This window comes from Polyangium jinanense (assembly GCF_028435365.1).
The window spans coordinates 34190-53219 of record NZ_JAGTJJ010000039.1 but is presented as its reverse complement, the minus strand read 5'-3'; the positions used below and the strand labels follow the sequence as shown (position 1 = coordinate 53219).

The window sequence follows — 19030 nt, the reverse complement described above, 5'->3', positions numbered from 1 at the left end:
CCCTCGGAGTCACCGACCGCAAGCGGCGCGTCGAGAGCCGCCCGGACGGCCGCGGTAGCCTGCTCGCCGGTGGGGCCGTCGTGTCCGTCGCCGGGGTTTCTGTCAGCCCTCCGGGTTTCTGTCGCGTATCTGTCAGCCGACCAGGAATCGCGGGGGTAGCCTCCGCGATCGGACCCCCGGGGAGCCCTTCGATCGGTTGCAAACGTGCCTCCTTTGGCTCGTTTGGCTCGATGTCCGTCCATGGATTATGCTCGTCCGTATGCCTTCGTTCGTGTCGCGACCCCGCGGCCCTCTCCCGTTCCTGACGCTCTGCGCCTCGGCGATCGCCCTGTCCTCGGCGCTCGTCGCAGGTTGCCAGCGCGAGTCCCGGCCGACCTACGCCCAGACGCAGCCCCCGCCGCAGCAAGGGTATCCGCAGCAAGGCTACCCGCAGCAGGGGTACCCGCAGCAGGGCTATCCGCAGCAAGGTTATCCGCAGCAGGGCTACCCGCAGCAAGGCTATCCGCAGCAGCCGCAGCAGACGACCCCGCAGCAGCCCGCGCCCCAGCCCACGAGCCCATTCCCCGGTTTTCCCTGGCCGTTCCCCACGACCGGGACGCCGACGACCGGGACGCCGACGACGGGCGGGCTGCCGACCACGCCGCTGAACGATCCGATCAACAACGTCGACATCAACTTCCTGCGCAGTCAGGCCGGCGTCGTGATGGGCGAGCTCATCGCCGCGCTACCCGCGAACAAGCAGTCCATCGTGCGCGACATCCCGTTCGTCGCCGATCCCACGCCCGGCGAGGTGAACGCATTCGCCGCGTGTGACGATCAGGGCCTGCCGCTCATGGCGATCACCGACGGCCTGCTCGAGATCGAGGCGTACATCGCGCAGTACAAGGCGAACGACGAGGTGTTCGGCACGCGCAAGCTCGACGAGTACCTCCGGCTGCTCGCGCAGAAGGGCGCGATGGTGAAGCCGCCCGTGGGCTTCGTGGATCCGATGCAGCAGATCGACGGGCGCAAGATCCAGCGCCAGCACCAGCTCTTCGACGAGCAGGTGGGCTTCGTGCTCGGGCACGAGCTCGGGCACCATCACCTCGGCCACCTCGGTTGCACGGCAAACCAGGGCGGCAGCCGCGGCGTGAACCCCGCCGATCTCGGCAGGTTGCTCTCGCGCACGTTGCCCGCATTCAACCAGCCGAACGAGATCGCCGCCGACGTGGCCGGGACGAACAACGTGCTCTCCGCGGGCGCGCGTCGCAACGGCGGCTATCGGCTCACCGAGGGCGGCGCGGTGCTGACCCTGAACTTCTTCGCGAACCTCGATCAGCTCACGCCGGCGACGATCGTCTTCAACTTCGAGCGCACGCACCCGCACCCGATGGTGCGTCTGCCGATCGTGCAGCAGACAGCGAACTCGTGGCGCATGACCGGCGGCGCGCCGAACCCGTTCGGCGGTCTCTTCGGTCAGTAAGAACTAGCCCACGCTCACGCCGCGCGCGGCTTCCACCGCGGCGCGCGGCTGCACCACACCCCAGCCCTGCCGTTCGAGCGCGATCCCCGGCGTGCCGCGCGCCGTCGTCATGAGGATGCGCCGCACCTGATGCGGGCGCAGCGCGGGGTTCGCTTCGAGCATCTGCGCGACCACGCTCGCCACGATCGGCGCCGCGAAGCTCGTTCCGTCGACGTGCTTGTAGTGGCCCGAGAGGACCTTGCGATCGCGCAGCTTCGCCGCGACGATCTGGCGCACGAGGTACGGCTCGCGGCGGCCCGCGATCGCGTCGAGATCGGCGTTGGAGCCGGCGTGCGCGGCGAGCAGATCGAAGAGTTTGTCGTCCGGGGCATCGTCGAGCCGCTCGAGCAAGCGCGCCTCGGTCGCGGTGGACGTGCCCGGGAGGATCGGCGCGGCGACCCAGATCGCAGGCGCGATGATCTCGGGCTTCTGCAGGCCGTCGATGGTGAGGCCGTACGACGAGTGGTAGTGCTGCGACTGCAGCCCCGCGCCGCCGTCGTCGAGCCCACCCACGGCGATCACACTCGGCGCGCTGGCAGGCGGCAAGACCTGATGATCGGCGAGGTGCCCCGCGTTGCCAGCCGCCGCGACGACGACGATGCCTTGTCGCGAAGCCTCGTCGGCCGCGCGCGAGAGCGGATCGGTGAGGAACGACTCTTCGTAGTCACCGCCGCACGAGATGTTGAGGACGCGGATGCCATAACGCTCACGGTTCGCGAGGACCCAGTCGAGGCCACGGCGGATGTCGTCGTGCACGATGCGGTGCGCAGAGCCGACCTTCACGAGCACGACGTTCGCTTCCCAGGCGAGGCCGCGAAACTGCCCCGCCGAGAGCGCGCCGTTCCCCGCCGCGACGACGCTCGTCATCATGCCGTGCCACGACGAGACGTCCGATCGCTCGAGCGCCTCGAGCCCCGCATGCGGCGCGAAGAGGTCGTGGTAGGCGGCGATGCGATTGTACGGCGTCGTAAGATCGGGATGCGCGTAAAAGCCCGAGTCGAGGAACGCGATGGTGACGCCGCGCCCGGCATAACGCGTGTCGGCGTCGAGGCGCTCCGCGATCGGCAGGACACGTGTGCGTGGGCTCGAAGGGCCGCTCCCCGGCATCAGTCGCTTTCGATCTTCATGCCGCACTCGGTGCAGAAGGCGTTGCCGACGTAGAGCTCGTGATCGCAGCGCATGCAACGCGCCACGCGGATCTCGTCGATCGAGCGCGGGCCATCCATCTCGATGTCACCGCCGGCCGCGAGCATCGCGAGGTCGTCCGGGGTCATCACCTCGCGCAGCCCGTCGAGCTCGGCCCCGACGACCATCTCTTCGATGGGATCGCCAGGGGGCGGGCGATACGAGCGCACGCGCTCCGTGTCCTGGATGTCGCGGTACCGCTGCGAGAACGGGATCGACGCGGCGACCTCTTCCACGGCAAGCTCGGGCGCGTCGACCTCCATCGCGGAGATATGCGCCTCCGAGGCCGGCGGCGCGTCGTCCGCACGAACGAGCAGCGCCGAGATGTTGTCGACGCCGCCAGCCTCGTTCGCCATCGCGATGAGGAGCTCGCACGCCTCCGACAGATCCCCCGTCAGGTCGAAGACCTCGAGAATCTGTTCGTTGGAGATCATACCACTCAGACCATCCGAGCAGAGCAGGAAGGTGTCGCCCGGCTCGATCTTAACGGTCTGCACGTCGACCTTCACCGCGTCCTTCATGCCGAGCGCGCGGGTGATCACGTTCTTCGGCAAACGCGCGAGCTCGTCTTCGGTGAGGTCGGGCTTGAGCGCGAGCGCGTCGTTGATGAGCGAGTGATCACGCGTGAGCTGTTCGATCCCGCCGCCGCGGATGCGGTAGCAACGGCTGTCGCCGACGTGCGCGATGTGCAAGCTCTCGTCGCCGTCGTAGTGGATCGCGACGATCGTCGAGCCCATGCCGCGGTGCTCTTTGTGCGTCGACGAGATCTCGTAGACGTCGCGGTTGGCCTTGCGCACGGCCTGCGCGAGGCGTTCGGCAGGGCGCGGCAGATCGACTTCGTCGTTCGGCGTGGGCAAGGGGAGTTCCCCTTGCGCCGTGGCCTCGAAGAAGTTCTGCATCGATGTCGCCGTGAGGGCGCTGGCGACGTGTCCCGTGGAATGTCCGCCCATGCCGTCGGCCACCACGAAGAGGTCGAGGCTCTGCGCCACGAGCACGTTGTCTTCGTTGTGCCTGCGCTGGCGGCCTACGTCGGTCATGCCCGCGGCCACGAGGCGAAGGGTGTGGCGCGGCTGGGTCTTGGACATGCGACACGCGATTATAGCGGCCGCTCCCTGGTCCTCGGCTAGTTCCTCGTAAGGTCTGCCGCGCAGTCCACCCCCCATGACCCCTCCGTCGTGGGCGCGCTCATACGCGGCGGTCGAACAAGGTTCCCAAGGGCCGTGCGCTTTGCGCTTTGCGCGCGGGCCGTGGTCGTTCTAGAGCCCTGCCGTGACGCTCCCCCGCTCCCTTCGCGCGTTCGTCGCCGCCGCGCTCGTCGTGGCCCCCTTGCCCGCCCTCGCGCAGACGCCCGATCCGGCCCAGGACGACGCCGCCGAGGTCGAGGAGCCGCCGGAGCCAGGCGCCGGAACCCCAAGGGCCTACGCGCCCGACTGGCGCAAAGGAGCCTTCCTCCTGTCCGTGGGGGGCGGCTACGTCGTGCCCCTCGGCAGCATCGCCTCGGGCGTGACCGCCGCCGACCTCGTCTCCGGCGGGCCCGGCGTCTCCGCCGGGCTCGGCTTCGGTCTGAGCCGGCACGTATCCTTCGAGCTGGAAGGGAACTACGGCCTGCTCAGCGGCGGCGAGACCTGCACAACGTGCTCAGGGAGCACGCTCGGCGTGGGAATGCGCCTCGTCTACCACCTCGCGCAAGGCATCGCCTTCGATCCCTGGGCGAGCTACGGTGTAGGTTTCCGCACCTCGCTCGTGGAAGCGCCCGAGACCGGCGCCGCCCCGGCGTTCGGGATCGGCCGCTCGCAGGGCATCGATTTCGCGCGGATCACCCTCGGCGGCACGTTCTACCCGCACCCGGTCTTCGGCTTCGGGCCGTTCCTGGAGGGGACGGTCGGCTCGTACCGTCTGCGCCCGGATCCGGGGACGTCGCCAAGCGTGTACGGGTTTTTCCAGGTGGGCCTGCGCGTCACGTTCGACCCGCTCCGCGGCGGAAAGGTGCGCGCTCCGTCCACGGTCGCCGCGGCGTTCTGAGAGCGCGGGGCTTTGCCCCGCACCCCCAGCAGGGGGCTGTCCGCCCCCTGCACCCCGGACCAGGCACGGCCTGGACCGAGGGCGGATAAACCGCGCGATGCGCGGTTTATCCGACGGGCCCGGGGCAAGACCACGAGCGGCGTTGCCAGCCGAGACGGTGGCGCTGCACCTGCGCTGCGGTCTTGACTGGCAAGGGCGTCGCTGCTCTTGCCTCGGCCTGTTCGCTGAACTGCGCATCGCGCAGTTCAGCGACCCCGGGTCCAGCGCTTGCGCTGGTCCGGGTCCAGGGGTGGACAACCCCTGGTCGGGGTCCGGGGTGAAACCCCGGCGCGGCGCTACGCTTCGAAACTTTTCTCGCAACTGCTGACGACTGCGCGTCGATGGAGCGTTCGTGAAGAACGAACGTTCGCGGGACACGACGGTGGAGATTGGCGGAGGCGAGGCGGCGCTTGGCGCTGTGTGGATCCGCGTGGATGACGGCGGGAATGAGCGCGTTTGGCGGCTCGGGCCCGGCGAGGAGATCGTCCTCGGCTCGGGCGAGGGGGTGAACGTGCAGCTCGTCGATCGGACGGTGAGCGCGCGCCACGCGGCGCTCGTGCATCGCGGCAGCGTGATCGAGGTGCTCGATCTTGGATCACGCAACGGCATGCGCGTGGCGGGCACGCGCGTCGCGCGGGCCTTTTTGTCGATGGGGAGCATGGTCGAGCTTGGACATGCCGTGGTGCGCGTCGACGGAAGTGCGCTCGCGGGGGAGACGCACCAGGGCGCGCCGCTTTCGCTCCTCGTGGGGCGGAGTGCGCCGATGCGAAGGCTCGGCGGCGCGGTGCGCAGGCTTGCGCCGCTCAGACTGCCTGTGATGATCCGCGGCGAGTCGGGGACGGGCAAGGACCTGGTGGCGCGTGCGCTGCACGAGGAGAGTCCGCGCAAGGGAAAACCGTTCGTTGCGCTGAATGCTGCGACCATCTCGCGTGAGCTTGCGGAGTCGGAGCTCTTCGGCCATCAGCGCGGCGCGTTCACGGGCGCGCTGCGTGATCGACGTGGCGCATTTCGGGAGGCGCACCAGGGCACGCTCTTCCTCGACGAGATCGCGGCGCTCCCGCTCGATGTGCAAGCAAAGCTTTTGCGCGTCGTGGAGGAGGGGATCGTGCGACCGCTCGGAGCGGAGACGACTACGCATGTCGATGTGCGGCTCGTGGTGGCGACGTGCGAGCCGCTCGAACAGATGGTCGCGGTGCGGCGGTTTCGGGCGGATCTGTACGAGCGGCTCGCGGTTTGTCTCGTACGCGTGCCGCCGCTGCGCGAGCGCACGGAGGACATTGCGGCGCTTTGCATGCACCTCTTCGCGACCTCGGAGATCGGCCCGCGTGAGCTCTCGCCTGGCGCGCTTGCGGCGCTGCGTGCGGAGAAGTGGCCGGGCAACGTGCGCGAGCTTCGGAACGTGATCGTGCAGGCGGCCGTACGTGCGCCGGGCGTGATTCAGGCAGAGCACGTCACGTCGGTGCTCGCGGAGCGCGGCGGACGGCGCGTCAAGCTTTGTCCCGACGATGCGCGACGGTTGTTCGAGGAAGCGGGTGGCAATACGAGTGAAGCGGCGCGGCGCGCGGCGGTCCCGCGATCGACGATGCGGGACCTCCTGCGCGCCGCGGGAGCGACGGCGAGGTTGTCTCAGAACGTGCCGACGACGCCGAGCCCTTGATAGGTCGACGACACGCTCGGCGTGACGGCGAGGACACGCGGGCCGTCGTTCGAACCCGTGGTCGAGCTCTTCTTCGGCAGGTACCAGTCGAGCAGCGCGTAGACGCCCGTGCCGATCGCGCCGACGCCGAAGAGCACCCAGCCCGTCGTGGCCACGGCGACGTTCGTGTCGTAGTCGGAGAGATCCTTGCGCAGCACGCCGCAGGCCTGGTCGTAGCCCGGTAGATCGCTGCCGGCCTCCTCGGTCGATCCGCAGGGCGGGTTCTTGCCGAAGTTCGTGCTCGGATCGGTCGAGGCGTACGTGCGGATCTCGGCGGCGTGCTGATCGGCCTTCCCGCTCGCGACGCTCGCGCCGATCGAGAAGCCGATGCCGAGACCGAGGCCGATCACCGCGACGCCCGAGCCGACCCACGCGAGGGGCTTGTGCGTGTACCACTTCAGGAACGGCTCACGCGTGCCCGTCGTCGTGTCGGGCTCCTGGGGCGTGGGCCCGCCCGCGTCGATCGGCGGAAGACCCGAGCTCGCGGTCGTCGCGCCTGCGGGCGGCGTGCCCGTGCTCGCCTGCGACCCGTACGGGTTCGCGGCGGGCGTCGTCGTCGTGGTCGTCGTCGCGGGCGGGGGCGCCGCGGCCGGAGGCGGCGGCGGGGGCGGCGGCGGAGGCGGCGGAGGCGGCGGAGTCGCAGCGCCGCCGACGCCGAGCACGAGGTTTGCCGCGGTGGCCGAGCCTTGCTTCGCGTCGACCTTCGTGGTCGTCGTCTTGCCGCCGTACGTCGCGGTGACTGTGTGCGCGCCTGGCTTGACGAAGATCACGTTGAGCAGCGGCGACCTGCCGTAGCTCGTTCCATCGACGGACACGTCGGCGCCGTTCGCGTCGACGATCACCACGATGTGGCCGGTCTTCTTCTTCGCCTCGGCGATGCCCTTTTCGGCGACGGCTTTCTGATCGGGCGAGGCCGAGGGCATGTCGCGGAGGAACTGCTGCAGGTGCATGCCTGCGTCCTCGGGGTGGTTCGAGCGCAGCTCGCTCTGGCCGAGGTTGAGCAGCACGGCGGGGTGACGCTTCAGCGCGTAGGCTTGCAGGAACGCGGAGCGCGCGTCCTCGAAGCGACCGGCGTCGAACGCCTTCACGCCGTCCTCGTAGCGTTGACGAGCGACCTCGGTGACGGCGTCGGCCTGCGCGAACGCGCGTGCTTCCATGAGGTCGGGAGCGATCCCGGCCTCGCCGAGGAGGGCAGGGACCGTGAGCGAAAGGAACAAGGCGGTGGCGCAAGCGCGTGTCTTCATCGAACCCTCGGTGCATCGCGGCGGCCGGCGATGCGGTCTTCGTTGCGGCATTCTTCGCACCCCGAGGAGGGCACGGGCAAGCGATTAGCGAGCGCTCAGAACGGCGTCTCGCGGATGATGCCGCCACCGGGCTTCGGGGCTGTCGTAGCGGGAGGTTTGGGGGCCGCAGTTTTTGCGGTCGTCGGTGCAGATGCAGCGGGTTTTTTCGTGGTGGCTGCAGCCGTTTCGACGGGCTTCGGCGGCTCGACCTTCGGCGGTTCGACCTTCGGAGGTTCGACCTTCGGCGGTTCGACCTTCGGTGTTGTCGCGGCGGCGGCGGGCTCGCTGGTGGGGGCCGTCGTTGCGGTGGCCGTCGGCGTCGGGGGAGGGGGCTCCGGCGTGGGAGGCGTGACGACGGTCTCGACGGGACGCGCTTCCATCGTCGGCGAAGGGACCGGCGCTGCGTTTTGCGTGGGGCTCGGCGCGGGCTTCGGCGCCTCGGTTGCACTCGTCGTGACGGGCGGCGGCGTGGGTTTGTCCGAGCCGCCGAGGATGCCCTTCGCGGCGAACGCGAGCCCGGCGAGGCCCACGAGCGCGACTGCGACCTTCACGAAAATCCCCTTCGGCGGGCCGCTCACGGGGATCTCGGGCGGCTCGTCGGCCATCGCGGCGTCCATGCGCGAGAGGCTCGCTTCGTCCACGGGAGGCGGCGCGGGCGCGGGCGCGGGTGCAGCTTCGGCCTTCTCCGCGTCGGGCTGCGCTTCGTCGACCTTCGCTTCGTCGGCGTTTGTCTCGTCCGCCTTCGGCTCTTCTGCTTTGGCTTCGTCGGCTTTCGGCGCGTCGACCTTCGCTTCATCGACCTTCGGCGCGTCGACCATCGGCGCCTCGGCCTTGGCATCGTCGACCTTCGGCGCGTCGACCTTCGGCGCCTCGGCCTTGGCATCGTCGATCTTCGGCGCGTCGACCTTCGGCGCCTCGGCCTTGGCATCGTCGATCTTCGGCGCGTCGACCTTCGGCGCCTCGGCCTTGGCTTCGTCGACCTTCGGCGCCTCGGCCTTCGGCGCCTCGGCCTTTGCTTCATCGACCTTCGGCGCGTCGACCTTCGCGGCGCCGTTCACGTGGGCCGCGGCCGCCCCGTTCGTCTTCGCCGCACCATTCTCCGCGGGCGGAGCGGGCGCCTCGGCGCGCGCCGGCGCCGGCGGCGGGGCCACGACCGGACTCGCCGCGATCTCGGGCGCGGGCGCCGCCTTCGGATCGTCTTGCTCCCAGGACGGCTTGTACTGCAGCGCGAGCCGATCCAGCTCGTCCGGCGTGGGGACTCGCGGCTTCGCTTGGGGTTCTTGGACAGTCATGACCAGACGAGAACGTATCACCCGTCGCGTGCGAGCGGCAACGCAGCGGCGTCGATCGTGAAGGCTGGGCCGATGGCGTCAGTCGCCGAACGCGGAGGCCGGCTTTTCGTTCCCCCCGAACTCGGCGACGAGCTTGTTCTGCCATTCGTCCGCCACGTCCCCCACGGTCGTCACGATGTCCTCGAACTCCTCGTAGTCGAGCGCGGACAGGCGCCGCAGGCACCGCACCACCACGTCGTCGCGCGCCGCGTCGATCGCGAACGCCGCGTCGCTCGTGCGCACGAACGAGAGCTCCAGGAGCTTCCGGTAGAAGCCCTCCCGCCCCCGCGTCGGCACCGCCATGATGGGCGCGAAAATCATCAGAACGCCCTGCCGTTCGAGCACGTTGATCCCGATCGTGACCACCCCGCGTTGCACGTGGGCATATCCGCCGTCGTCGAGCACGTGCCCCTCGTGACCCGCTTCGCTCGCCGGGAGGTATTTCGCGACGTAGCGGCGGAGATACGCGTTGACCATCGCAGTCGCGTCGGCAAAGTTCTCGCCGGAGAGCCGGTCGGCGTAGATAGGGATCGAGGTGGGCGTGGAGTCGGACACGGGGATCCTCCGGAAGATGTGCTCGGGCCCCGCGACGCGTGGGGTCGCCGCGGGCGCTGCCCCGTCGTTCGCGGTCCACCGGCGTACCGCGGTGCAGCGCTCCCATGGTATCTCCGCCCTCCGCGCCGCGGCGATTCTTTTTGCGTGCGGAGCGCCCCTCCTCAGCTGCGGCTCGGGTACGTCGGGCACACCCGCGCCGCCCCCGAGCGACGAACAGCGCGCCCAGGCCCTCCTCGACCCCGCCGCCGCGCTTCCGCCCCGCGCCGAGGTCGTGGCCCTCGCCGACGCCGTCGCCATCGCCTCCTCCCGCGCTGGCCGCACCGAACGTGGCGCCGCCCTCGCCATGCTCGCCGCCGACCTCCGCGCCCGCTCCTTCCGCCTCGACCAGGCCGAAGCCGACGCCCGCGAGGCCCTCGAGCTCTACGCCGCCGCCGCGAGCGCCGTCGCTGGCACCCTCCAGGGCTGCGAGGCCGATCGCCGCCGCGCCCTGCTTGCCGGCGACCTCGCCCGCGACGCCGCCGTCTCCTACCGCGAGACCTACCTCGCCTCGCGCCGCCAGGCCGTCCTTGCCCCGCGCACGCCTTGCCACGCCGCGCTCGAACGCACCCTCGCGATGTCGTCCGCGTATCGCCCCCGCGCCGATGCGCTCCGCGCCCTCGAACGGGAAGGTGACCTCGCCTCGGAGGCCGCCTCGCGCGGCGCACCGTCCCCGTCGGCCTTCGCCGCCTCCCCGCCGCCCTCGGGCGCCGTCTCCCCGGAGTCCGCCCCTCCATCGTCCACCTCGACCCAGGCTGCGTCCGAGGGGCAGGTCGTCGTGACCCCGCGTGACGCGGCCGCGGCCAAGGAGCCGGTGAAGCTCGTCTCGCTCGAACCCTTCGGCTCCGAGAAGGGCGGCCGCGTGGTCATTCACCTGAGCGGCCCGACCACCTTTCAGGTCGGCACCCTCGGCGCCGACGCCGCCGCGGGCAAGGACGCGCGTGTCTTCGTGGACATCGCCCGCGCGAGCGCCAAGGGCGTCCCGCGCGAAACCGAGGTCGGCGGCGTCGTGCGTCGCGTCCGCCTCGGCGCCCAGGAGGGCGGCGGCACCCGCGTCGTCCTCGACCTCGCCGCCTCCCTCTATCGCCGCGTCTTCTACCTACCCGACCCGTTCCGCATCGTCATCGACGTGAGCACGCGCCCGCCGGTTCGGAAGGACGAACAGGACGCCTCGGGCAAACGCGAGGTGCGTCGTGTCGTCCTCGATCCCGGCCACGGCGGCAACGACACCGGCGCCGTCGGACCCACGGGCCTCAAGGAGAAGGACGTCACGCTGGACATCGCGCACCGCGCCGCGACCATCGTCTCGCGCGAACTCGGCATCGAGACCTTGCTCACGCGCGACGACGACACGTACGTCGCCCTCGACCTCCGCACCGCGCGGGCCAATGCGTTCCACGCGGACCTCTTCGTCTCCGTCCACTGCAACGCGTCCGAGAACGGCCAGGCGCGCGGGCCCATGACGTTCTCGCTCGATCGCGTGCGGGATCCCGAGGGCCTCGCGATGCGCGTGGCGGCCCGGGAAAACGCCTCCCGTCCGCGCAAGAACGGAGGCGAGGGCGACGCGCGCTCCATCGACGAGGAGATGGCGCTCATCGCGTCGAACCTCGACGTCGGCGACCTCATGGCCCGGTCGCGCCACGTCGCCGATCTGGTCCAGCGCTCCGCGCTCGCGTCGCTCGGCGTGCGCTGGCCGGACACGAAGGATCAGGGCACGAAGACCGCGGGCTTCTTCGTGCTCGTCGGCGCGGACATGCCCGCCGTCCTGTTCGAGACGTCGTTCATCTCGAACCCGGACGACGAGGCCCGCCTCGCCACGGCCGACTATCGGCAGAAGCTCGCCGATGCCGTGGCGAACGCGATCCGCGCCTACCGCGAAGGTAAATGATCCGCCCGCCTCACTCCCGTTCGAGGCCCATCAGCCGCTCCAGCGAGTCGCGCAGCTCCGCGGCCTCGCCCTTCTTGATGAAGTCGTAGGCCCCGGCCTCCGTCGCGTTCTTCTTCATCTCCTCGGCGTCCGAGTAGACGATGCAGCGGATGTGGGAGGTCGTGTCGATCGACCGCAGCCGTTCGAGACACTTCACGCCGTCGAGCCCGGGCATCCGGACGTCGAAGACCATGGCGTCGGGCTGGATGCTGCCGACGGCCACGAGCGCGTCGAACGGATCCTGGAACGTGGTCAGCTCGAAGCGCTTGCTCAGCGCCTTGCGGAGCGAGGCAAGGACAACCGGATCGTCGTCGACGGCCACGACCTTCGGTTTGCCGAGGCGGAGCACCTCCGGGATCGGGTAGCCGTACTTCCGCAGGAAATCGAGGACGTCGAGCCTCCGGAAGCGCAGGTGCCTACCCGGCGTCCGGAAGTGCCGGATCTCCCCCTTGTCCGCCCAGTTGTGGATGGTCTTCAGATCCACCTGGCAAAACCGCGCCACGTCGCTCGCGGTGAACAGCTCCGGCTGGTTCGTCGTCGTCGTGGTCGTGGTCGGCGTCGTGTTTTCTTTGGCTTCCATGACTTCCGGCCTCCTCGGCCCAGTCCACTCTCTCGGGGGCGTTAGCTCCGACAAAAGGGAGCTAAGTCCCCGAACCCCCATCGTCCACCGAAGTCGCAACGTCCCGCTCGTCGAGGCTCGTCTCGACCCCCGGCACATCGGGAGAAGCGAATCCTTTGCCGAACTCGGGCGCGTCCTCGGCAGCAAAACGGCCATCACGCAGGACGTAGCGGCTGGGCCCGGCGACCCGTCGCTCCCTCACAGAGTGTGCAGGATCACCGGGCAAAGCGATGAAAGGCGGAGCGTCGCCCTCGCCCGGGACGAACACCGGGCAGATCGGCAGGAGCGACTGGCGACTGGCGAGGGCAAGCGCACCGTGCACGTCTCGCTCGCCCGCGAGCAATTCCAGGGTGCGCGACGTGGGCGGCGCGAGAAAGAAACGCCCTTCCGCCGCGGCGTCGAGGACATCCGAAGGCCGCGCCCAGAGGCTCATCGTGGTCTCGTGATCGTCGTGCCGTCCCTCCTGTCCCTCGGGCAAAGGGAGCAGGAAAAAACGAGCATCAAACCGACGGGACTCTGCCTCGGGCGTCACCCACCGCGCGAACGGCACGAGCGTGTCGACCAAAAGACGCCTTCCGCGCCGGACGAGCGCGTCGAAGAGCCGCGTCCCGGCCACGAGCTCGGCCGCCATCGCGTCGAGCTCCGGCCCCAGGGCCGCGGGTGTGACCGGAAGGATCCGCCCCTCTTCGAGCGTCTCCCGGCACGCCGCGACGCAGAGCCCGAGGGCGCTCGTCTGCTCGGTGGCCATCGAGAGGACCCGCGCGTCCGCGGCGCTCGCCGCGGTTTCCCAGGCTGGATCGAGATCCGACGGATCGACCTTTCCGCCGGGAAAGACGAGCGCCCCGCCCATGAACGCGGACTTCGCGTGGCGCCGCACACAGAAGACCTCGAGTCCCTGGGCCCCGTCGCGAATGACGACGACGGTGGCGGCATCACGGGGTTGGCTCGTATTTCGGTTGATGTCGAATTCCAGCAAGGTGGAAGGTTTTGTCCCACGTCGAGAGGACGTCGTCAAACACGCATCTCGACCGGTCTCGACCGTGGTTGACGTCAGGGAATCCGTCGCCTAGCCTTCCGCGCCCTCCTTCACGGGAGGGCCGGAAATGGACGGTATTCATCCGTCTCTAGCCGTACTTCGTCGAGGTGCCCGGATTGCATGAGGCGGGGGGCACCCGAAGGGCGACACGTCGAGGGAATTGCACAATGAACAAGGCCCAGCTCAAGAAGTTCAAGGCTTTGCTCGAGGCGAAGCGGGACGAGATCGTCAAGAAAGCAAAGCAGACGCTGAGTGAGGACATGGCCCTCGACGCGAGCGATCTCCCCGACGAGATGGATCTTGCGTCGAGCGAGTATCTGCAATCCTTCACGTTCCGGCTCCGCGGCCGCGAGAAGTCGTTCCTCGACAAGATCGAGAAGGCCCTCATCAAGATCGAGGACGGAACGTTCGGTCAGTGCGAGGAATGCGAGGAAGAGATCGCGCAAAAGCGCCTCGAAGCCCGCCCCGAGACGAGCCTCTGCATCCGCTGCAAAGAGGATCAGGAGCGCGCCGAGAAGGACTACGGCTGATCCTTTTGTGGAGGGGGTTGGGCCGGGCCCAACCCCCTACGCGCCCCGCGCGGGCGGGGCGCTCCCCAGGTCCGTCGCTGCTGTCTTTACTTCGAGCGCTTCCCCGGCCGCTTGCGCCCCGATTCGAGGACCTCGCGCAGGTAGCGCCCGGTATGCGATTCCGGGACGCCGGCCACGTGCTCCGGCGGCCCGCACGCCACGACGAATCCGCCGCGCTCGCCTCCCTCTGGGCCCATGTCGATGACCCAGTCGCTACACGCGACGACGTCCAGGTTGTGCTCGATCACCACGACCGTGTTGCCCGCGTCGCGCAAGCTCGACAGCGCGCCGATGAGCACCTCGATGTCCGAGAAATGCAGGCCCGTCGTGGGTTCGTCGAGGACGTACAGCGTGCGGCCCGTGGCCTTGCGCGCGAGCTCACGCGCGAGCTTGACGCGTTGCGCCTCGCCGCCGGAGATGGTCGTCGCGGGTTGTCCGAGCCGGATGTAGCCGAGCCCGACGCGCGCGAGGGCGAGGAGCCGCTCGCGCACACGCGGGATCGCCTCGAACTGCTCGATCGCCTGATCCACCGTGAGCTCGAGCGCGTCGGCGATCGACATGCCGCGGTAGAGCACCTCCAGCGTCTCGCGGTTGTACCGCTTGCCGCCGCACGTCTCGCACGTGACGAACACGTCCGGCAGGAAGTGCATCTCGACGCGGAGGACGCCATCGCCTTGACACGCCTCACAGCGCCCGCCCTTCACGTTGAACGAGAAGCGCCCGGCCTTGTAGCCACGCGCGCGTGACTCCGGCAAACCAGCGTAGATCTCGCGCAGCAAGCTGAAGACGCCGGTGTACGTGGCCGGGTTCGAGCGCGGCGTTCGCCCGATGGGCGCCTGATCGATGGAGATGACCTTGTCGATGTGCGAGAGGCCTTCGATGCCGTCGCACTCGCCGATCGGCGCGCTCGTGCGGTAGAGCGCGGCGCGCGCCGCGGGCAGGAGCGTGTCCACGATGAGGCTCGACTTGCCCGAGCCCGAGACGCCCGTGACCGCGCAGAGCACGCCGACCGGGATCTCCACGTTGACGCCGGTGAGGTTGTGCGCGCGCGCGCCGACGAGTTTGATCACGCGCCCGTCGCCCTTGCGACGCTTCGTCGGGATCGGCAGGTGTTTGTCGCCCGAGAGCCAGGGCCCGGTGACCGAGTGCGGGTTCTTCGCGATCTCCGCGGGCGTGCCCTCGGCCACGATCTTGCCGCCGTGCACGCCAGCCCCGGGCCCCATGTCGACCACGTGATCGGCCGCGAGGATCGCGTCCCGGTCGTGCTCGACCACGACCACGCTGTTGCCGAGATCCACGAGCCTGCGCAGCGCTTCGAGCAGGCGCGCGTTGTCCCGCGCGTGCAGGCCCACGCTCGGCTCGTCGAGCACGTACAGCACGCCCACGAGCGCCGCGCCGATCTGTGTGGCCAGCCGGATGCGCTGTCCCTCGCCGCCGGAGAGCGTCTGCGCCGATCGATCGAGCGTGAGGTAGTCGATGCCCACGTCGATGAGGAAGCCGAGCCGCGCGATCACCGCGCGGAGGAGAGGCTCCGCGATCGCCCGTTCGCGCGGCTGGAGCGGACCGTCCTTGTGCGCGATCGTCTCGAGGAACGAGCGCACCGTGCGGAGGGCCATCGTGCCGATGTCGGCGATGTTCTTGTCCGCGATCTTCACGGCGAGCGCCTCGGCCCGCAGGCGCTTGCCCTTGCAGACGTCGCACACGCGCGTGACGGCGTACCGGCCGATGTCCTCGGAGCCCGCGACGTCGTCGTCGAGATCGTCGTCGTCCTCGCCCGAGATCACGCCGTCGCCTTGTTCGAGCTGCCGCTCGAGCCGCGGCACGATCCCCTCGTAGCCTTCCTTCGCCTTCTTCCGCCCCTTCGCTGCGGTCGCTTCCGCGCCGAAGAGCAGCGCTTTCCGATCGACCTCCGGCAGATCGCGGAACGGCACGTCGGGGTTCACGCCGAGCGCGCTCACCGCACGCTCGGTCTCCGTCGAGAGCGCGAGCGAGCCGCGCCGCCCCCACGCGACGATCGCCCCCTCGCGCAGCGTGCGCTTCGGATCGGGCACGACGCGCTCCGGATCGATCCGCGTGCGGAACCCGATGCCGTCACACGCCGGACACGCGCCGTGCGGGCCGTTGAACGAGAACATCCGCGGCTCGATCGGCGGCAGCGAGATGCCGCAGGCGATGCAGGCGAAGCGCTCGCTCATCCAGATCGGCTCCGCGCGCGAGCGCTCGGTCGAAGGATCCGCGAGCAGCCGCCCTTCGCCGAGCTTCAGCGCGAGCTCGACCGAATCCGTAACCCGGCCCTTCACGCCCTCCTTCACCACGATGCGGTCGATCACCACGTCGAGGTCGTGCGCCTTCGTCCGATCGAGGACGATCTCGTCGCCGAGATCCACGACCTCTCCATCGATCCGCGCGCGAACAAAACCTTCGCGGCGGAGGCGATCGAGCTCCAGCTTCAGCTCGCCGCGGCGGGCGCGGGCGATCGGGGCGAGCACGGTGACGCGCGCGCCTTCGCCGAGGCCGAGGATGCGGTCGACGATCTGCTGCACCGTCTGCGCCTCGATGCGCGCGCCACAGCTCGGGCAGTGCGGCGTGCCGACGCGAGCGAAGAGCAGGCGCAGGTAGTCCGAGATTTCCGTGACGGTCCCGACCGTGGAGCGCGGGCTCTTCGCGAGCGCCCGTTGCTCGATCGCGATCGCGGGCGAGAGCCCCTCGATCGACTCCACATCCGGCTTGGCGAGCTGTTCGAGGAACTGCCGCGCGTACGCCGAGAGGGACTCTACGTAACGTCGCTGTCCCTCGGCGTAGATCGTGTCGAACGCGAGCGACGACTTCCCCGAGCCGCTCGGGCCGGTGATGACGACCAGGCGGTCCCGCGGGAGGGAGAGGCTGACGTCCTTGAGGTTGTGCTGGCGAGCGCCGCGAATGACCAGGCGATCCATGGACTCGCGACACCTAGCACGCTCATCGTGCGGGGGCTCCCGTGTTGTCCATGGCCTCCCGGCTCTCCCAAAGGCCGACGAGGACGAACCGCTTCCCTGGGCGACCCCCGCGTTTTCACGACATCGGGGCCGCCGCGCCGCGCTTGCTCGCTCGAAATTTTTCCCCCTCGCGGTTCCTCGGTTCTACTTGCATGACGGGCGACGATCGAGAAGCCCTGCAGAGCTCGTGGGTACGACGACGAGGAGCGTGATCATCTCGGTAGGCGTCGGCGTCGTGGTCGGCGGCCTCGCTTTGGTCGCGCGCACCTCGGCCGTGTCCTTCCGTTCGGCCGCGCGTGCCGCATCCGAGCCCGCGCCGTCTTCGCCGAAGGCACCGTCCCCGCGCGCGCCCGAAACGTCCATGCCCGCGGATCCCGCGGCGCCCGCGTTCACGCCGGTCGATCGTTTTTCCGCCGATCCGGCCGTTCGCGCGGCGTGCCCGGCCGACATGGCGCTCGTCGAGGGCGACTTCTGCCCCAAGCTCGAGTACCGCTGCGGCCGTCGATCGAGCGAGCTCGGCCACGGCTGCGCCGAGTACGTGCGCGGCGTGCCGTGCGGCGGCGAGCCAGACCCGCGCCGGTACTGCATCGATCGTCACGAGTGGCCGAACCGCGTCGGCGAGACTCCGCGCGTCTACGTGAACTGGTTTGAGGCCAAAGAACTCTGTCAGTCCGTGGGCAAACGTCTGTGCCGTCGCTCCGAGTGGACCCTCGCTTGCGAAGGACCGAAGCGCCTGCCGTACCCGTGGGGCTTCGTGCGCCAGCCGAGCCCGTGCAACGTCGATCGCGCGGCCATCCCCTTCGACGTGAACGCGATGATCGACGAGCGCACGCGCGAGGCCGAGATCGCGCGCCTCTGGCAAGCCGATCCGATCGGATCGCACCCCGCGTGCATCAGCGCGTTCGGCGCGTACGACATGTCCGGCAACGTCGATGAGTGGACCGACAACCTCGCCGACGATCCCGAGACGAACCAGCCCTCGACGCTGAACGGCGGCTACTGGGGCCCGGTGCGCAACACCTGTCGGCTCTCGACGAAGACGCACGGCCCGAAGTTCGCGTTTTACCAGGTGGGCTTCCGCTGCTGCGCGGACACGATCGACGGCGTGGAGGTACCGCCGCCGAAGCCGTGGATCGATCGCGAGCGTGAGGACGGGTGAAGCCCCGCGAGGTCGTCGTTTTTCCGCTCGTGCTCGCGGGATCGCTCGGGCTCGCGGCGCTCCTCCTCGCGCCTCGCGCGGCCGAGCGACGCGAGGCGCAGGCGTCTGCCTCCGCGCCTGCTTCGATCGAAGAGCCTCTGCCGCCAGCTCCTCCGCCCGCGCCCACGCCCAAGGAAAAACCGCCGCCGCCTTCGTACGTGCAGGTGAGCCCGGAGAGCGCGACGGCGTGTGGACCGGGCATGGTGCTCGTCGACGGCATCTACTGCCCGTTCGTCGGGCATCGATGCTTGAAGTATCGCGAAGACGTGAAGGACGTGTGCGAGCGTTTCGGACCCGAGGTCCTCTGCGAGGGCCGGCTCGAGCGCCGTCGGTTCTGCGTCGACGTCTACGAGTACCCCAACATGGAAGGCGTCAAGCCCGCGGTCATGGCCGACTGGAACGAGGCGCGGCGCGCCTGCGAGGTCGAGGGCAAGCGCCTCTGCACGGTCGAGGAGTGGGAGTTCGCCTGCGAAGGCCCAGGCATGTGGCCCTACCCGTACGGTGCCGAGCGCGACGCCGAGGCCTGCAACATCGACCGGCCCGTCGAGCCGCCGGACTTCGACGCCTTCTCGGATCCCAGACGCATCGCCGACGAGGTCGACCGGCTCGATCGCCGTGTCGCGTCGGGCGAGATGCACCGCTGCGTCAGCCCCTTCGGCGTGCACGACATGACGGGCAACGTCGACGAGTGGGTCGACAACACCCAGGGCAAGCGCCTCGAAGCGCCTTACCGATCGTCCTTGAAAGGCGGCTCCTGGGGGCCGATCCGCGCGCGTTGCCGGCCGATCACCTCGACCCACAACGAGTGGTTCAGCTTCTACCAGGTCGGCTTCCGCTGCTGCGCCGACCCGAAGGACGGGGGGCGGGCGGGCCCTGCGCCCACGGGCAAGCGGCCGAGGCTCGGCCGGATGAACCTTCCGCCACGGAAGGTCCCGGAGCGTTCGAAGCCTGCGCCGGAAAGTCCTTGAAAGTTCGATGCTTCGAGGTTTGGTCCGGCGGGACGCACGAGGGGACCGCACGGCTTTTTCCGGGGGGCAAGCTCAAAGTGAACGATGACG

15 protein-coding genes are annotated in these 19030 nt (G+C 69.6%); 7 read left to right on the top strand and 8 right to left on the bottom strand.

Going from position 1 to position 19030, the window contains the following annotated elements:
- Positions 1 to 271: 271 nt before the first annotated feature.
- Complete coding sequence (locus KEG57_RS38735; RefSeq protein ID WP_272427013.1) at positions 272 to 1462, top strand: M48 family metalloprotease; 1191 nt, start codon at positions 272 to 274, stop codon at positions 1460 to 1462.
- Between the two features lie 3 nt (positions 1463 to 1465).
- On the opposite strand, the gene KEG57_RS38730 is transcribed toward KEG57_RS38735, so the two are convergent.
- Together KEG57_RS38730 and KEG57_RS38725 are read right to left on the bottom strand one after the other, a co-directional pair.
- Positions 1466 to 2608 carry a S8 family serine peptidase gene (locus KEG57_RS38730; RefSeq protein ID WP_272427012.1) on the bottom strand — a complete coding sequence of 381 codons (1143 nt, stop codon included), beginning with the start codon at positions 2606 to 2608 and terminating at the stop codon, positions 1466 to 1468.
- On the bottom strand, positions 2608 to 3771 hold the full coding sequence (locus KEG57_RS38725; RefSeq protein WP_272427011.1) for a Stp1/IreP family PP2C-type Ser/Thr phosphatase: 1164 nt from the start codon (positions 3769 to 3771) through the stop codon (positions 2608 to 2610). The genes KEG57_RS38730 and KEG57_RS38725 overlap by 1 nt, the downstream gene beginning before the upstream one ends.
- Positions 3772 to 3955: 184 nt before the next feature.
- Between KEG57_RS38725 and KEG57_RS38720 the strand changes: the two genes are divergently transcribed.
- Together KEG57_RS38720 and KEG57_RS38715 are read left to right on the top strand one after the other, a co-directional pair.
- Positions 3956 to 4708 (top strand): hypothetical protein, encoded by a 753-nt coding sequence (locus KEG57_RS38720; protein ID WP_272427010.1) that lies wholly within the window; start codon positions 3956 to 3958, stop codon positions 4706 to 4708.
- Between the two features lie 391 nt (positions 4709 to 5099).
- Positions 5100 to 6404, top strand: coding sequence for an FHA and sigma-54 interaction domain-containing protein (locus KEG57_RS38715; protein WP_272427009.1), 1305 nt, complete (start codon positions 5100 to 5102; stop codon positions 6402 to 6404).
- Here the strand turns inward: KEG57_RS38715 and KEG57_RS38710 are convergent.
- From KEG57_RS38710 to KEG57_RS38700, 3 genes are all read right to left on the bottom strand, one after another.
- Positions 6374 to 7687: a tetratricopeptide repeat protein gene (locus KEG57_RS38710; protein ID WP_272427008.1), complete on the bottom strand. Its 1314-nt coding sequence runs from the start codon at positions 7685 to 7687 to the stop codon at positions 6374 to 6376. The genes KEG57_RS38715 and KEG57_RS38710 overlap by 31 nt on opposite strands.
- A 95-nt stretch (positions 7688 to 7782) precedes the next feature.
- Entirely contained in the window at positions 7783 to 9018 is a 1236-nt protein-coding gene (locus tag KEG57_RS38705; protein ID WP_272427007.1) for a hypothetical protein, read from the bottom strand.
- A 78-nt stretch (positions 9019 to 9096) separates the two neighbouring features.
- The gene (locus KEG57_RS38700) at positions 9097 to 9612 is read right to left on the bottom strand and encodes a YbjN domain-containing protein (RefSeq protein ID WP_272427006.1); all 516 of its coding nucleotides are present in this window, start codon (positions 9610 to 9612) and stop codon (positions 9097 to 9099) included.
- On the opposite strand from KEG57_RS38700, the gene KEG57_RS38695 reads away from it, so the two are divergent.
- Positions 9599 to 11536 carry an N-acetylmuramoyl-L-alanine amidase gene (locus KEG57_RS38695; RefSeq protein ID WP_272427005.1) on the top strand — a complete coding sequence of 646 codons (1938 nt, stop codon included), beginning with the start codon at positions 9599 to 9601 and terminating at the stop codon, positions 11534 to 11536. The two genes, KEG57_RS38700 and KEG57_RS38695, sit on opposite strands and share 14 nt — an antisense overlap.
- A 10-nt stretch (positions 11537 to 11546) precedes the next feature.
- Here the strand turns inward: KEG57_RS38695 and KEG57_RS38690 are convergent, their stop codons facing one another.
- Entirely contained in the window at positions 11547 to 12155 is a 609-nt protein-coding gene (locus KEG57_RS38690) for a response regulator (protein ID WP_272427004.1), read from the bottom strand.
- A 61-nt stretch (positions 12156 to 12216) separates the two neighbouring features.
- Positions 12217 to 13170 (bottom strand): NUDIX hydrolase, encoded by a 954-nt coding sequence (locus KEG57_RS38685; protein WP_272427003.1) that lies wholly within the window; start codon positions 13168 to 13170, stop codon positions 12217 to 12219.
- A gap of 227 nt (positions 13171 to 13397) precedes the next feature.
- Here KEG57_RS38685 and KEG57_RS38680 point away from each other — a divergent pair, with 227 nt between their 5' ends.
- Positions 13398 to 13760, top strand: a complete 363-nt coding sequence (locus KEG57_RS38680; protein WP_153817702.1) for a TraR/DksA family transcriptional regulator — start codon at positions 13398 to 13400, stop codon at positions 13758 to 13760.
- A gap of 86 nt (positions 13761 to 13846) precedes the next feature.
- On the opposite strand, the gene uvrA is transcribed toward KEG57_RS38680, so the two are convergent.
- Positions 13847 to 16735 (bottom strand): excinuclease ABC subunit UvrA, encoded by a 2889-nt coding sequence (uvrA, locus tag KEG57_RS38675; RefSeq protein ID WP_272427002.1) that lies wholly within the window; start codon positions 16733 to 16735, stop codon positions 13847 to 13849.
- A gap of 247 nt (positions 16736 to 16982) precedes the next feature.
- Between uvrA and KEG57_RS38670 the strand changes: the two genes are divergently transcribed.
- The gene (locus tag KEG57_RS38670; protein ID WP_272459431.1) at positions 16983 to 17933 is read left to right on the top strand and encodes a formylglycine-generating enzyme family protein; all 951 of its coding nucleotides are present in this window, start codon (positions 16983 to 16985) and stop codon (positions 17931 to 17933) included.
- The gene (locus tag KEG57_RS55880; RefSeq protein ID WP_272426999.1) at positions 17930 to 18940 is read left to right on the top strand and encodes a formylglycine-generating enzyme family protein; all 1011 of its coding nucleotides are present in this window, start codon (positions 17930 to 17932) and stop codon (positions 18938 to 18940) included. Before KEG57_RS38670 ends, KEG57_RS55880 begins: the two co-directional genes overlap by 4 nt.
- The last annotated feature ends 90 nt before the right edge of the window (positions 18941 to 19030 follow it).